At 70.3% G+C, this 15,786-nt stretch carries 8 protein-coding genes; 6 read left to right on the top strand and 2 right to left on the bottom strand.

Going from position 1 to position 15,786, the window contains the following annotated elements:
• The first annotated feature begins 536 nt into the window (after nucleotides 1-536).
• Nucleotides 537-713 (top strand): hypothetical protein, encoded by a 177-nt coding sequence (locus AB0761_RS04925; RefSeq protein WP_377267719.1) that lies wholly within the window; start codon nucleotides 537-539, stop codon nucleotides 711-713.
• 162 nt (nucleotides 714-875) lie between these two features.
• The gene (locus AB0761_RS04920) at nucleotides 876-1,097 is read left to right on the top strand and encodes a transposase family protein (protein WP_377267718.1); all 222 of its coding nucleotides are present in this window, start codon (nucleotides 876-878) and stop codon (nucleotides 1,095-1,097) included.
• Between the two features lie 106 nt (nucleotides 1,098-1,203).
• On the opposite strand, the gene AB0761_RS04915 is transcribed toward AB0761_RS04920, so the two are convergent.
• Entirely contained in the window at nucleotides 1,204-2,832 is a 1,629-nt protein-coding gene (locus AB0761_RS04915) for a carbohydrate binding domain-containing protein (RefSeq protein WP_377267717.1), read from the bottom strand.
• Nucleotides 2,833-4,085: 1,253 nt separating this feature from the next.
• On the opposite strand from AB0761_RS04915, the gene AB0761_RS04910 reads away from it, so the two are divergent.
• The 3 genes from AB0761_RS04910 to AB0761_RS04900 all read left to right on the top strand — a co-directional run bounded on the left by AB0761_RS04910 (nucleotide 4,086) and on the right by AB0761_RS04900 (nucleotide 5,810).
• Nucleotides 4,086-4,274 (top strand): hypothetical protein, encoded by a 189-nt coding sequence (locus AB0761_RS04910; RefSeq protein WP_377267716.1) that lies wholly within the window; start codon nucleotides 4,086-4,088, stop codon nucleotides 4,272-4,274.
• Nucleotides 4,275-4,620: 346 nt separating this feature from the next.
• Nucleotides 4,621-5,451 carry a glycoside hydrolase domain-containing protein gene (locus AB0761_RS04905; protein WP_377267715.1) on the top strand — a complete coding sequence of 277 codons (831 nt, stop codon included), beginning with the start codon at nucleotides 4,621-4,623 and terminating at the stop codon, nucleotides 5,449-5,451.
• Between the two features lie 113 nt (nucleotides 5,452-5,564).
• Nucleotides 5,565-5,810 carry a Smr/MutS family protein gene (locus tag AB0761_RS04900; RefSeq protein ID WP_377267714.1) on the top strand — a complete coding sequence of 82 codons (246 nt, stop codon included), beginning with the start codon at nucleotides 5,565-5,567 and terminating at the stop codon, nucleotides 5,808-5,810.
• Between the two features lie 257 nt (nucleotides 5,811-6,067).
• Here the strand turns inward: AB0761_RS04900 and AB0761_RS04895 are convergent, their stop codons facing one another.
• Complete coding sequence (locus AB0761_RS04895) at nucleotides 6,068-6,517, bottom strand: hypothetical protein (RefSeq protein WP_377267713.1); 450 nt, start codon at nucleotides 6,515-6,517, stop codon at nucleotides 6,068-6,070.
• A 227-nt stretch (nucleotides 6,518-6,744) separates the two neighbouring features.
• On the opposite strand from AB0761_RS04895, the gene AB0761_RS04890 reads away from it, so the two are divergent.
• Nucleotides 6,745-15,714, top strand: a complete 8,970-nt coding sequence (locus AB0761_RS04890) for a polymorphic toxin-type HINT domain-containing protein (RefSeq protein ID WP_377267712.1) — start codon at nucleotides 6,745-6,747, stop codon at nucleotides 15,712-15,714.
• Nucleotides 15,715-15,786: the final 72 nt, after the last annotated feature.

The raw sequence follows: 15,786 nt of genomic DNA, 5'->3' as shown, positions 1-15,786 counted from the left end.
TCGGCGCGGCCTGGGGCTCAACGGAGGACGCCTCGGACGGCGGCGGAGGAGTCGGCTCCTCCTCGACGGTGTCAACCACGGGGTGCAAGGGTTACTCCTTGGATTGGAAACAACGCTCCGGCCGGACCGGCGGCTGCTCCCCGGCGGGTGCGAGCAGTGAGCCGGCCAGCGTGAGGCGGGCACCCACCGGTCCCGGCCCTGGGAACGGACAGCCCTCCAGAGACCCGTTGTCCGCTCCGGCGAGAACGGCGGAGATCTTCTGCAGGATGTCCATCCGCGGGTTCAGCTCCTCAGGCAGACGCGGGCCGTAGCATGCGGCTGAGACCAGGACCAAGCCCCGACCGGGACCGGCGGGCGTGCTCCGGCTCATGGCGTCGATTCTGGGATGGCCCGGCACCGGTTGTCCCGGACCCCGATTGGCACGCATGTGCACTGGCAGCTATGTGTCTCGCGGCAGTTGCAGAGGTCCCGGAAGCCGGTGAGCGACTCTGCCGGGGATCTCGCGAATCCTCGCCGGAAGGCCGTGCTCAACCGGCATGCTCGGCTCGGTCGCCGGTGCCCTGGACGGTGCGGCCCGGATACTGGGCGGCCGCTTCCACGGCTACGTCAGCCGGAGCCGGCCGGGGGCCTTCGAGCGGGCCGGGGGCTTGGAGCACGGTGACCCCGACCGGCAGGAGTCCCGCTCCGCCCGGAGGCATGTCGAACCCGGGTGATCAGGCAGCGCAGCGTCTCGGGCGCGCAGTGCAGGGTTCGGGTGTTGTCGGACGGCGCATGGTTCGTGGCGCTCTCGCTGCTGAACCGGCACCGGGACCATGGCAGGAACGGGTTCCCGAGATCATGGAATTCTCTGCGCCCCGTGATTCCAGTGGAGGGCCGTGTCCGGCGAAGAACCGTCGCCGATTCCGCCTGCCGTCGACCAGCTCCGCGAGCAGTCCGAGCTTGTGCTCAAGGGGGTCCCGCGCCCGCTGGAGCGGCTGGCCGAGATCCTGGACCCGGGTGATCCGCGTGGTGTGCGCCATGCTCTGGGCGCCGTGCCGGCGTTGACCGCGTGCGCGGTACTGGCCGGGGCTACATCGTTGTCGGCGGCCGGTGAGTGACCACGCTCGACAACCCGCGCCCCGAGCTTGGACCTGGGTCTGCTTCCGGTCGGTGACCGGAACCGGACCCAGCCGGTGCTGCGGGGCGCGGGAAGTCAGGAGGAGGTCAGCGTCCCTGCAGAGATCTGACGTTGTCGCCGAAGGTCCAGCCCTTTGAGCCGTCCCAGTTGATCGACCAGGTCATGAGCCCCTTCAGCGAACCATGGAATGCGTTCCACGACTGGCTGACCAGGTTTGGGTCCATGTATCCACCGCCCGCGCCGGGTTGGGCCGGGAGGCCGGGTACCTGCTTGTCGTAGGGCACCTTGATGGTGGTCCCCTGGATGGTCAGGCCGTTGTTCAGGCATGTGGTCTGCGCGGTGAAGCCCTGGACGGTGCCGGCCGAGTAGGAGTCGCCGGAGCAGCCGTACATGCTGCCGTTGTAGTACTGCATGTTCAGCCACCACAGTTGCCCGTTGTCGGCGTACTTCTTGATGATCGGCAGGTAGGCGCCCCAGATCGACCCGTAGGTGATGCTTCCGCCGGTGACGTATGCGGTTTCGGGGGCCATGGTCAGGCCGAAGCCCGCGGGCATCTGGGCCAGCACGCCGTCGATGATGCGGATGAGGTTGGCCTGGGAGGGGGACAGGGTGTTGATGTTCCCGCTTCCGGACAGTCCGGTCTCGATGTCGATGTCGATTCCGTCGAAGTTGTACTTCTTGAGGATCGGCACGACGGTGGCCACGAACCGGTCGGCGACGGCACTGGAGCTCAGGTCGATGCCTGCGGCGGCTCCGCCGATCGACATCAGGATCGTCGCCCCGGCAGCCTTGGCCTGGCACATCTCGGCAGGGGTCGAGACTTTGACGTTGGTGTCCATGCCGTCCTGCCACTCGACGGTGCCGTCGGAGAGGATCACCGGGAAGGCGGCGTTGATGACGTTGTAGCCGTGTGCGGCGATTCGGCTGTCCGTGATGGGGACCCAGCCCATGCCGGGGTGGACGCCATTCGCGGCACCGTCCCAGTTCTCCCAGTAACCCTGCAGCACCTTGCCCGACGGCTTGGACTTCGTGGGGCAGGTGTCGCTCGGCGGCGTGGTGGTGGGCGGAGCAGTGGTGGGTGGCGTGGTGGTGGGCGGAGCAGTGGTTGGTGGCGTGGTGGTCGGTGGCGTGGTGGTGGGTGGCGTGGTGGTCGGCGGAGCAGTGGTGGGTGTGGGGCTGCTGCCGCCGGGGCCGGTGAGCGACACGTCGTCGGCGTAGTACGTGGGCTGTCCGTACCAGCCGTGCAGGTAGACGGTCACCGAGGTGGTGCTCGGCCCGGTGGTGAAGCCGACGCTGAGCTGGCTGTACGACGGACTGCTCGGCGTCCAGGTGGATGGGTCACTGGTGCCGGTGCCGGTGGCGCCCAGGTAGACGTAGCTGCCCTGGACGTAGGTGCTCAGCGTGTACTGGGAGTTGGGCTGCACGTTGATGGTCTGGGTGCACTGGGCGTTGTCCTGGCCGGTCGGTGTGGCCTTGAGCGCGGAGGCGCCGGAGTGGACCGGACTGCTGACGGTCGTGCTGGAGCCGCTGGAGCAGGTCCAGTTGGAGAGTCCGCTCTCGAATCCGGGGTTGGCCACCAGATTGGTGGTGGCAGCCCCGGCTGTGACGGAGCCGATCACGACGATGCCGGTGCCAATGACGGCGGCGGCGCTCAGGCCGGCGAGGGAGCGCCTCAGGACGGTGGGTCCGTTCTTGGCGCGGCTGGATTGGTTCACCTGCGATGCGCGTTCCAGGGTCGCCTTCTGATCCGGAAAAGACCGGGAATCGTCTGACAGACGCCGAGTGTGCAACCTCCGACGGAACATGCTGTGCTCCCTTCCAGTCGGGCGTCATGGACATGACCAATGTCAGGGAGTGACGCCCACTCTGGGTGAGGTGGGGACATGTGGGGCTGTGCCGGACCGGATCGTAGGTGGGGCGGCAGGGCTCGTCAATAGGTCTGGACCAATGAGCCATGTCCACCCTGAATTGGCTGGTCGCCGAGGGTGGTGTGTGGTGGCGGTGGGGTGTCCTTGTTGGTCGGTGCGTGATGTCCTGACGCACGATCACCTGTCGGGAGATGAAGGAAGCCCGGCCTTCACCCGCCAGAAGGAGGGGTCTGCGGATGCGGGGGTCCGGGTCGGTCGGCGGCGCCCCGATCACCGTTCTGCGGCAGTACATCGAGCGGCAGAATCGGCCCTCACCGGCAGGAACGCAGTGCGAGTCGGCGCTGCATGCCTGCGGGGTTCGGATCCGCTTCACCCCCGGCCCGAGGGCCCGAGCACTGCGGATGGATCCAGGTGGCGCCGCCGTCGAGTACCGGTCCCTCGTCGCGGGAGTCGACATCCTCGGCGGACAGACCACCCGGATGCCCCGACACACCCGTGCGACACTCCCAGGGCGCACCGACTCCAGGTCCGAACACATGTACGGTCGGCGCTATGGATGACCAACCGATCCACGCCGAAGACATGACGGCATCAATGACCCCCGACGAACCCACCCGGATCGGCTGCCCCGGGAGCCCGCGGCATCCCGGTCGACGCCGAAGGGGGATCCGGTCGCCCTGGAGTCATGATTGCCGCGGCGGGGTGGAGCCGAGTTCCGAGAGGGGCACCGTGCGACGGCGGCACGTTCGGCGAGCTGATGCGCTCGATGGACAAGGTGATGCAGGACCAGTTCTTCGAATGACCCATTCGGATGGCCGCACGATCGGGTGACACATCACAACGCCATTGACATGCCTGTCCCCAGAAGGCCTCACATGCCCCCACCTGGCTGCGGATCGCATTCGAGTACAAGCCAGTTCTGTTTCAACGAGCAAGCAGAGGCGCGGTTCTGGGGGTCATGGAACCGCCGTTTCGGGGCGCGCGGATGCACTCCCATGAAAGCGAGGAGGGTCCCACCTCGGCTTGCCGTAGGAAGCTTCAACCGAGACAGGACCCTCTGCGTGGACCCCGAAATCACAGATGACGAATGAGGAGACCACATGCCCGAGCATCGTAAGCGAATCGGCTACCCCATGCCCAGCGCCCCCCGCGGGCAGGTCCTGCGGGAGCGCCGGCACAAGCAGGCCCGCCGCTGGAGCCGGCTCGTCGCGATCCACGCGGTGAAGGGTGCAGCTACGGCCGCCGGCGGCATCGTCGTAGGCCTGCTCTGGCACTACCTGAACCGATAGCCGCAATCCGACACTGTCCAGGCACCTCACTCATGAGGTGCTTGGCCGGTCCTACATGGAGGACGGTTGCGGCTACTTTGGGGGCTGAGGAACGGACCGAGGACCGGCGGCAAGCCGCTTGCCGCAGATACCGGGGTCGTGTCTCCCAGCCGGGGTGGCGCGAGGTCGACGTCGTCCACCCGGGCGTCGGTGTTGCTGCGGCGACGCACTCGGCGGTAGCGCCTCGTGCGGCCACCCCGGGTGCCGGTATGGAGCCCGGTGCCCCGTACGATCTGCTTTCGGCTCGGTTGGGCCTGAGCAGGAGTCAGCGGTGGAAATCGGCTGATCGAGTGAGTGAGGGTGGGGATTGTCCAAGCATAGACTGTCCAGAAAGGGCCGCTACATAGCCTGGAGCACGGCAGGCGTGGCGGTGGTGGCAGGGAGTGTGGTCATGGCGCAGACGTCGATGGCCGCGACTGTCTGGCCCGCGCAGAAGACGTTCACCGGGCGGGCCTTCGACGCCTGCTCGGCGCCGTCGCTCACGGCGATGAAGGCGTGGAAGGCCGACGGCTACTACGGCGGCGCCGCCGTTTACATCGGCGGCAAGAACCGGGGTTGCACGCAGGCCAACCTCACCGCGTCCTGGGTGAAGTCGGTCAACACATCGGGGTGGAAGCTCATCCCGATCTACGTCGGCGCACAGCCGCCGTGCCAGACCGGCTCCAACCCGGAGAAGATCACTGCGGCGACGGCTGCCGCGCTCGGCACGAGCGACGGCAATGATGCGGTCGCCAAGGCCTCGGCGCTCGGGATGAAGGTCGGCTCCGCGGTCTACCTCGACATGGAGTCGTACGCCATCACGAACACGTCGTGCAACAACGCCGTGCTGACGTATGTGCGGTCCTTCACCAAGGCGCTCCGTGCCAAGACGTACCGGGCCGGTTACTACGGCTTCACGTCGTCCAGCGCCAAGGCGATCGCGACCGCGACGAACAGGACGGACCTGCCCGGCAACCTCTGGTACGCCCTGTACGACGGCAAGGCCAGCACGACCACGGACTGGCCGTGGGCCGCGAGCCTGTACACCGACCACAGTCGGGGCCACCAGTACACGGTCAACAGCAAGGAAACCCGTCAGGGGTACACCATCACGGTGGACCGCGACGCCTGGGACGGTCCGGTCGCCATCGTCGGCTGACCCGTCGGACCCGGCTCCGAGCCCGCCCGGCACGCCGGGCGGGCTCGGTCGACCGGCCGAGGATCACAGGGCGGCCAGCCGTGCGGACGGGTGCATACGAGAGGAGTTGTTGCGTGCTCAGCCTGGATCTGCATCCAATCTTCCGGAACAACCGCGACATCGAGCTCGCCCTGCGCCGGTTCCTCTTCGCGGCCGCCCACTCCGGGGAACCGGTCGCCGAGATCATTTCGGGTAAGGGATCGGGGCAGCTCCACAGGCGCGTCCTGACCTTCCTCGACCAGAAACACATCAGGAAGCTGTACGTACGCCGGGAGACCGATCCGGACAACACCGGCCGCGTGCTCGTGTACTTCACATAGCCGGTTGGAGCCGAGTGGGCTGACCCACGCCGGGAGCGATCCTGGCGACGGCTCCGCCGCGCCGGCGGACGTCCTCGACCGGGAACGCCTGCGCAGCATCCTGTTCCGTCAGATCGTTCCGGGCGAGGCGTACGAGGTACTGTGCCGCCCCCCGAACTCGTCGCCTTCCACCAGCGGTTCTGGGCCTTTGCCGCGTGTCTCCTGTCCTGAACGCGGCCTGGGCCGACGTCCCTTGGGACTCCGTCCGGCCTGGGTGGTTACTCGCTCGCCGCGCAGGTGCTCAGCGCCGAGACAGCGCTCTGGACCTGGCCCGGCAGGGTCTTGAGGTCGGGGCTGCGGTTGTTCTTCGCCCCGTCGGCGAGGCCGTGGTAGACGGTGCCGAGCTGCTTGGCGGCCTGCTTGGCCTCCGGGTTCTTGATCTTCTCGGCGTCGGCGGTGAACTGGTCCGCGGCCTCCTGGAGGTCGGCTGCCGCCTTGGTACGGTCCTTGGCGTCGGCGGTGATCGCCTTGCCGACGCCGGTGATGTGATCCATCGTCGCCCGGCACGGGCCGCCCTTGCCGGGGTCGGTGGCATAGGCCCGAGGGGCACCGCTTGCCGGGGCCGCGGACGGGGACGTGGAGCTCGCGGAGGAACATCCCGCTGTCGCGGTCAGTGCGAGCGCCGCCAGTGCGAGCGCGGCCAGTCGTCGTCCCGCAGTCCCTGCCATGGTCACCCTCCTGTGATGGTTCAGCCGACGGAGTTGATCACATGCCTGATCAGCTGGTCAAGCTGCGTAGTTTGCCTGATGACGGCGGAAGTTGACTGTTGCTTTGCCGATCACGACTCCTATACGGTGCACTCGATTTTTGATCATGTGGGCCAAGCGAGGGCGGGGCTGTGTTCTCAGGGCGTACCGGCCGGATACGAGTTGCTTCACGCACGGCGGTGACCGCTGTGGTGTTTGCGCTTGCGGCATCGATGGTCGGGGCCACCACGGCACGTGCGGCCGTGGCGGCGACGACGGCTGCCACGGCCACCTCTGCCACGACCGGTGACCTCGACGCCCGGGTGCAGGCGATGGAGGACGCCGCGAAGGCCCGCGGTGACCAGGCCATGTTCGCCAACATCATGCACAACGGCGGACCGGCCATGAAGTCCGTGGCCGGTGAGCAGCTGGCCGGCCGTGACCAGGGCCCCTGGCCGGGCTGGAATGTCTTTCTGGGATCGCGGTCCAGGGACGTCGTCCTCGCCACCGACGGAACCGAGACCGACAACTCCGCCCTCGCCGAGGGCATCGGCCCCATCGCGCAGAGTGTCTCCGCCACCCTGGCCAACGGCCATCTGCACCAGGTGATGCTCACCCGTGACGGCAGCGTCTACGACGACGTCCGTTACTCGGACGGCACCTGGACCGGCCCGATCCTGGTCGATGGCGGCACCACCACCAAGGCCGTGGCGGCGGCGGCACTGCCCAACGGTGAGCTGCACATCGAGCTGCTGTCCGACGAGGGGAAGGTCACCGACCGGCTCTACCAGCCCGGTGACTACCCGGGCTGGTACATGATGGGGACAGGCACCAACCGGGTCCTGTTCGACTCCCTGCCCGGCAAGGTCAAGGGCCTGGCCGCCACCGGCACCGCGAACAGCGATCTGCATCTGGCGCTGCTGACCGGTGACGGCAAGGTGTGGAGCAACGTCCGCCACAGCAACGGCAGCTGGGACGGGGTCGGCACCGCGGACGCGGGCAGCATCCCGACCTCCGCCGTCGCCCTTGCCACCGCGCCGAGTGGCGAGGTGCACCTGGACCTGCTCGGATCCGACCATGTCGTCCGCGACCGGGTCCGCGGCTCCGACGGGACGTGGGCGGCGGCCACGGTGGTGGACTCCACCGGCAAGGCCCGTGCCCTGTCCGCCGTCGGAGCCACCGGCGGGCAGCTGCACATCGCCACCCTCACCGACGCCGGGACCGTCGCCGACAACGCCCTGCAGAGCAGCGGGAGCTGGACCCGTTCCACCTTTGCAGCCCCCCACGCCACCGCGTTCTCCCTGGGTGCACTGCCCACCGGAGAGCTTCAGCTGCATGTGTCGGCCGACGACGGCCGGCTGTGGCACACGGCCCGTGCTGCGGACGGCAGCTGGAGCAAGCCCTACGTAGTGGACGGGGCCTTCGGGCACGCCGAGGACCTGGCCACTGCCGTCCTGCCCGGCGGCGACATGCATCTGCTCACCCTCGCCGACGACGGCACCGTGTGGGACCAGGTGCGCACCTCAGAGGCCGACGGATGGACCGCGGCCCTCACCGGCTCGGTCGAGCTGGACGACTCCGGCCATGCCGCCGCCATCGCCGTCGCGGGTGCTCCCGACGGGGATGTGCACGCGGTGGTGCTGGACGACAGCCACACCGTGCGTGACTGGACCGGCCACAGCGACGGCAGCTGGTCCGCGGCCTCGGTGGCCGACGACAGCGGCACCGCCCGTGCCGTCTCCGCCGTGGTCGCCCCTGACGGCACCGAGCACATCGTGGTGCTCAAGGCCGATGGCACCGTCAGCGACATCGCCCGCAAGGACGGCGGCAACTGGACGACCACGGCCGTTGCCACCCCCGCCGCCCGGGCGGTCACCGTCGCGATGACCACCGACGGCGCCGAGCATGTCCTCGTCGCCACCTCGGACGGCAAGGTCCACGACACGGTCCGTACCGCCGACGGCACCTGGAACGCTCCGGCCGTCGCCTCCGACGGTGCGTACAAGGCGGACACCCTCGCCGCGACCGGTCTCGCCGACGGCACGCTGCGCCTGGTCGCCCTGGACACCTCCGCCGGCACCTACTCCGGCTACTTGCTCCAGGCCAACGGCACGTGGACGGTGGACACCGCCCAGTACGGCTGGCCCCTGGCCTACGCCAAGAGCGCGTCGGTGACCCAGCTGCCCAACGGCGAACAGCACATCAGCGAGTTCGCCAGGCCCTCGGTCGACGACGCCTTCAACCTGGACAGCCAGGCCGCTGACGCGTACGACCTGAACCGCGGGGCCGCCGACTCCGGGCTGGAGGACTTCACCAAGCCCTATGCCACCTCCGCCGACTTCGCGCTGCCGCAGTACGACACCGACGTCACCAACTACCTGTCGTCCAACGGGGTGTTCCAGCGCGACTGGCTGAAGCTGTGGGCGACGCCGCCGGTGGTCAAGGCGAGCCAGGAGGCCCAGGACCGGGTCACCCAGATCGTGCAGGAGCTGATCGCCGAGAACGGCGGCACCGACCCGTACGGCATCTACACGATGATCGGTGCCTCCACCAACAGCGGGTCCGCCGACGATGTGCGCCGCTTCATCCAGTACCACGGCATGCCGACCGTCGCCCCGGTCAAGGGCACCCCGGAGTTCCGGGTGGAGGTCGAGGCGCTCAAGGCCCGCTGGGCCAGTGGTGACACCTCCAACCCGCTGGACTGGAACAACGTCCTGGTCGAGGCGGAGGAAACCGCCTCAGCCGAGTGGACCGCCGAGCTGGACTCCCAGGCCGAGCAGCGCAGCGACATCCTCAAGGCCGAGCTGACCGCACTGAACGCGATGGAGACCGGGGCCCGGGCGACACACCAGGCGCTGGGCTACGGCTGGGCCGCGAGCCAGATTCTGGAGTGGCAGGCCAACCCGGCCAAGCGTCGCAGCAATGCGAAGACCACCGCCCAGGCGCAGGCCGACCTGGCGAGCATCAAGGAACTGATCGCCCAGCAGGCCGGCATCGCCCACCAGGCCGCCGCCGACACCAAGGCCGCCGCGGACAAGGTGGATGCGGCCGTCGCCGCCGCCGACACGATCGCCGACGACAACAGTGACCCGCGTGGCCGGGGTCTGTACTACGCGGTGCAGTCCGCGCAGGTGACCAAGGCATCGGCCGCCGCCGCGCAGGCGACCGCCCATGCGCTGGACACCGCCGTCGCCGCCGCCGACGCCTCGGTCACCGACAGCGGTGCCCTGCTGGCCGACGCGCAGGCCCAGGCCGCGGCCGCCCGCACCGAGTTCCTGCGCGAGTCGGCCCAGCAGTCCGCCAAGGACGCCGCCGATCTGGCCGCCACCGCCAAGACCCGCGCCGACCAGGCCGCGGCCGCGGCCGCGGATGTCGCCGACGCCAAGGCCGAGGCCGTCCAGGCACAGTCCGACGCCACCGCCGCCGAGCAGCGCGCCACCACCGCGGCGGCCAACGCCGAGACCGAGCGGCAGAACGCCGCCGCCGCGAAGGCGGATGCCGAGACCGAGCGGGGCAAGGCCGCCGACGCACTGAAGGCGTCCCTGGAGAAGGGGAAGACCGCCGCGGAGAAGCGGTCGGCGTCCGACACCGCCGCCGGAGATGCCCGAAAGCTGGCGTCGCAGGCCAAGCAGGCCGCCGACAAGGCCACTGTGGCCCGGGAGAACGCCGCTGCCGCGCAGCGGGCAAAGAACGTTGCGGAAGCCAATGCCCAGGCGCTGGCCGCCGTTGCGGTGGCCGCCCAGGGGACGTCCGCAGCCGCCGATGCGCAGGCCGCAGCCGACAAGGCCGCGCAGGCGGCCGTGCAGGCCGCGGCGACGGCGCAGCAGGCCAACACCGACGCAGGCTCGGCCACCGATGCCTCGGTGGCCGCCCGGGCCGCGGCCACCAACTCGGCCGCCGCTGCCGCACGGTCCGCCACCTGGGCAGCCGACGCCGACGCCAACTCGTTGATCAGCTTCAATGCGGCGATGCAGGCCGAGTCGGCCGCCGCGACCGCGATCGACAAGGCGGAGACCGCAGCCAAGAACGCCGTCGATGCTGCCGGGGACGCCTCCAAGGCGGCTCAGGCGTCGCTCGCCGCGAACTCCAAGGCCGCGCAGGCCGCCCAGCAGGTCGATGCCGCGCTCACCGCGGCCGCGACGGCCGCCGGGCAGGCGTATGCGGCCGGCCAGGCCGCCGACGTCGCCAGGGACGCCGCGGCGCAGGTGGCCGCACCGGCCGCCGAGGCGATCGAACTCGGTGCGCCGTATGCCGAGACGGACTCCTCCGCGGGCCTGGCGACCCTGATGTCGCAGGGCGCGCAGAGCCTCGCGCAGCAGCAGACGGCCGCCGCAGCCGCCGTCGCGGCTCAGGCTCAGGCGGCTGCCGAGCAGGCCCAGGCGGCCGCTGACGCGGCCACCGGGGACGGAAAGCTCGCCGCACAGGCGGCGGCTGACGCGGCGGACTCCGCTGCCCAGGCGGCTGCATCAGCCGGCGCGGCGCAGCAGTCGGCGACCACAGCCGGTGTCGATGCGACGGCCACCAAGGACGCTGCCGCTGCGACGGCCGCTGCCGACGCCGCTGCGCAGGCGCAGGCCAAGGCGGCGTCCGACTCCGCCCAGGCCGCCTCTGCCGATGCGCAGGCCGCCGATGCCGCGGCCAGTGCGGGGGAGAAGGACGCAGCGACCGCCGCGGCGACCGCGGCGAAGGCCGACTCGGACGCCAAGAACGCGCAGGACGTGGCCGACAAGGCGGCGCATGACGCGGATGCGGCCGATGCGGCCGCGGCCACGGCGCAGGACGACTCCGAGCAGGCCGAGCAGTCCGCGGCCGCGGCGGAGGAGCAGCTGCGTCAGGACGAGGCCGCGCTCGCCGCGCAGGCCGCGGCCGCGCAGGCGGCCGCCCAGGCCAAGCACGACCTGGACGCCCGCGCCAAGATCATGGACCAGCAGGCCCGGATCCGGACCGGCCGGGAGAACCTCGCCTATCTGCTGCACGTCGGCGGAGTCGCCTCCAAGACCCTTGCCGCGACCCGGCTGGCCGGACCAGGCCAGGCCGACTCGTCGCAGTGGCTCTGGGACCAGCAGGTGTGGGACGCCTGGAACGCCGATGTCCAGGAGGCAAGCGACCAGGCCGATGGAATGGCCGACCGGACCGACGAACGCCAGGAGACGGTCTGGAAGTACTTCACCTCCGACTTCGCCAACACCGAGCCCCAGTACGACACCGCCGTCACCCAGTTCCTCAACCCGGGCACCGTCTACCAGCGGATCTCCCAGGCGGTCGGCTGGGGCGGCGCCGCCCAGCTGCCGCAGGCCAGCCAGGCCGCGCAGGACAAGGTCACCGAGATCCTTCAGAAGAAGATCGCGGACGGTGACCCGTACGGCTTGTGGTCGATCATGCTGAACCACCCGCAGTGGCGGGGTTCGGCCGACGACGTCCGCCGCTTCATCCAGTACAACGGCTACCCGACCGTGGCACCGGAGAAGGGCACCCCTGAGTTCCGGGAGGAGGTCGAGAGCCTCAAGACCCGCTGGGCGAGCGGCGACCCGACCAACCCGGAAGACCCCAACCAGGTGATGGTCGAGGTCGAGGAGGTGGCCTCGGCCGAATGGGAGGCCGAGTACGCCGCCCAGGCCCAGCAGCGCACCGACATCGCCAACGCCGAGATCAAGGCGCTGAACGCCCTGCAGTCCAGTGCGGTCGCGATGCACGACGCCCTGGGCAACGCGTGGGTCGCCAAGAACCTGATGGAGGCGGAGACCGACCCGGACAGCGCCTGGAACACCTTCATCAAGGACTGGCCCACCACCATGGGTGGGAACTTCTCCTGGGACGGCAAGCCGGTCTCGGTCACCGACGACCTCGACACCGTCAAGCAGCGGGTCGACGACCTGTCGGCCACCACGACCCAGAACGCCAAGGACGCCAAGTCCGCCGCTGACAAGGTCACCGCGGCGCAGGCCGCCGCCGCGCAGATCGCCGCCGACGCCGGGCTCCCCGACGGGCGCGGCCTGTCCTACGCCAATGAGTCGGCGCAGGTCACCAAGGCCGCGGCCGCCGCCACCCAGGCCACCTCACTGGCCATGCAGACCGCGGTCGCCGCGACCAACGCCACCGTCGCCGACAGCGCCGCACTGCTGGCCAACGCCAGCGCCCAAGCGCACGCCGCCCGCGCCGCCTACCTGCGGGCCACCGCACAGGACAGCGCACAGAAGGCCGAGGCCGACGCGGTCGCTGCCCAGGACAAGGCGGACGCCGCCGCCGCGGCGGCAGCCGTGGTGGCCAAGGACAAGACCAAGATCGCGGATCTGGAGACCAGTTCCAAGGCTGCGGTGGTCCGCGCCGCCGACGCCGCCGAGACCGCCGAGAGGGAGCACCAGAACGCCGCCGCGGCCCGCGCCACCGCCGAGTCCGAGCGCAGCAAGGCGGAGGCCGCCGACGCCGACGCACAGCAGAAGGCCGGCGAGGCCGCGGACCGCGAGTCCGCTGCCGCTGCCGACGCCGACACGGCCGCCGACCGCGACGCCGCGGCACGGCAGGCCGAGAAGGACGCGGCCACCGCCCGGTCCACGGCCGAGACCGCCCGCAAGGAGATGGACGCGGCCCGGGCCAGGTCGGCTGCCGCCGACGCGGCTGCGGCCGCGGCAGCCGGCACCAGTGCGGCGGACTCAGCCGACGCCGCCGCCAAGGACGCACGGGAGCAGGCCGACGCGGCGACCGTGGCCGCGGCCCAGGCCGACGACGACGCCGGCGCCGCAAAGGACGCCGCGGTTGCGGCACGGTCGGCAGCGAACACCGCCACCGCGGCCGCCACGAAGTCCGACGCGGCCGCCAAGACGGCCGACGCCGCCGCGGCCCAGACCTCGGCCAACGCCTCGGAGGGCCACGCCCTCGCAGCCGAGGCGATCGACCAGGCCGGGGTCGCAGCCCAGAACTCGGACGCGGCCAACGCCTTGGCCGAGGACGCCGCAACGGAGGCGGACAACGCCAAGAAGGCCGCCGACGGGGCCCGCAAGGAGGCCGACGGCGCCGAGGACGACAGCGCCACCGCCTCCGGCCAGGCCTATGCGGCCTCCCAGCAGGCCGAGATCGCCCGTGACACCGCCAACGCCGTCACGGCGCCGGCCAATGAGGCGATCGAACTCGGTATCGCCTTCGCCGCCACCGATGCCACAGCCGGTCTCTCGGTGGTCGTCTCCGGCACCGCCCAGACCCTGGCCGAGCAGGAGGTGCAGGTCGCTGAGCTCCGCGCCGACGAAGCGGCGGCCTTCGCGGCGGCCGCCCAGGACGCGGCCGACCGGGCCGAGGGGGACGCCAAGCTCGCCGCCCAGGCGGCGGCCGACGCGGCGGCCTCGGCAGCCAAGGCCTCCCGTGCGGCCGCCGACGCACTGAAGTCGGCGACCCAGGCGGCCGCCGACGCCAAGGTCGTCCAGGCCACCTCGGGCCGCTTGGACGACCTGAACCAGCAGGCCCAGAACTCCGCGTTCAACGCCGATTTCTCGGCCCGTGAGGCTGACAGTGAGGCGTCGGCGGCCCGTTCCGCAGCCGACGACAGCGAGCAGGACGCCGCCTCCGCCCGTTCCGCAGCCGACAGGGCGCGGTCGTCCGCCGACAAGGCGGACTACTACGCCACCGAGGCGGAGACCTCGGCGGCCGACGCGGACGACGCGGCGGCCAACGCGCGGTCGGACGCCCAGCAGGCCGAGGACGCAGCCGAGGCGACCGACGAGGTGGCGAGCAACCCGCCGCCGCAGGACGCGGGGTCCTGGGACGACGACGTTCCCGGCCTGGACATCAGGCCCGTCGGTGTCAAGGAAGTCGCCACACAGACCGGCAACTGCGCCATCTCCACCAGGGTCGGCTACTGCAACATGCCGGCCGACGTCCACTTCACCGGAACGAACCAGTTCTGGTGGGTGACCTGTGACGACCCCGACGCCACGGCCGCCCAGTGCAAGGCATCCGGACACTACGAAGAGGAGTACATCGACTCCGCTCCGATCGACTTCACCACGCCCCAGGTGATCGAGTTCCCCGCCTACAAGTTCGCCCTGGGGCTCGTCACGGCCATCGCCTACAGCATGGTCAGCGACTTCAAGGAATGCGCCTGGGACCACAAGCTCGACAAGTGCGCCTGGGCAGCCGCCGGCCTCGCCCTCCCGTTCGTTCTCAAGGGCGTCTACAAGGCCGCCTACGTGCTGCGGGCCGCAACGGCCATCGGCGACATGGCGGGGATGGAGGCGGGGCTCAACATCCTGACCCAGTCGGCCAGGGAGGCGGGCCTCAGCATCAAGGCGGCGAGCCGGCTGAAGGCGGCCGCCTTCGCGGACTGGCTCAAGAAGTTCCCTGAGGCGCTGGCCTGCCCGGTGCTGCACAGCTTCCCGGCCGGCACCGGCGTCCTGATGGCCGACGGCAGCGTCACACCGATCGAGGACGTCAAGGTCGGTGACACCGTCCGGAACGCCGAAGGCGGCGGCGGGCTCCAGGAGCACCGCGTCACCCGGACGTTCACCACCCATACCGACACGGACTTCACCGATCTCACCGTGAGCACGCCCGACGGGCCACGGACGATCACCAGCACCCAGAACCACCCCTACTACAACCTCACCCGGCAGGCCTTCGCCCCTGCCTCCGCACTGGCCGTCGGCGATCTCCTGCAGAGCACCGGTACGGCACCGGTGACCGTCCTGGCGGTGCACAACTACACCGCCGCGATGGTCACCTACGACCTGACCGTCGACGAACTGCACACGTACTTCGTGCTCGCCGGGACAACACCGCTCCTGGTCCACAACGACACCTGCCCCGTCGGCACCGAAATCGCGATCAACGGCGGCGACCTCGCCACTGCGGCGTTCAACCACCGGGTGAACAACGTCGGACTCCAGCTCAGGAATGTTGCGGCGGCCCGGACCGACTCGGGCAGGGTGCTCCTGGGTGTGAGCAACGGCGAGGACCTGCACTCCGAGGACGCCATCATCAACCAGCTCAAGAACGGCGAAAAGATCGTCGCGCTGTACTCCGAGCGCCAGCCCTGCCCGCGCTGCGCCGGCAACCTGGCAGACCATGTGACCTCGGACGTCGAAGTGACCTGGTCGGTACCATGGGGCGACCCGGACACCGAGCTGGGCGAACTGATCAACAAGCAATCGAACGAGCGGCTGAAGCAGATGCTGCTCAAAGCGTGGCCGTGACCGCTGCGGGGCGGCCCGACTCAGGGCCGCCCCACCCGCCTGGGGTCAGGCGGCGCTGTCCCCGGCCTACTC

The organism is Peterkaempfera podocarpi, from assembly GCF_042466665.1.
In the GTDB taxonomy this organism is placed as follows: Bacteria; Actinomycetota; Actinomycetes; order Streptomycetales; family Streptomycetaceae; genus Peterkaempfera; species Peterkaempfera podocarpi.
Note: the sequence above shows the minus strand (reverse complement) of the source record. Positions and strands in the feature narration are given on the sequence as shown.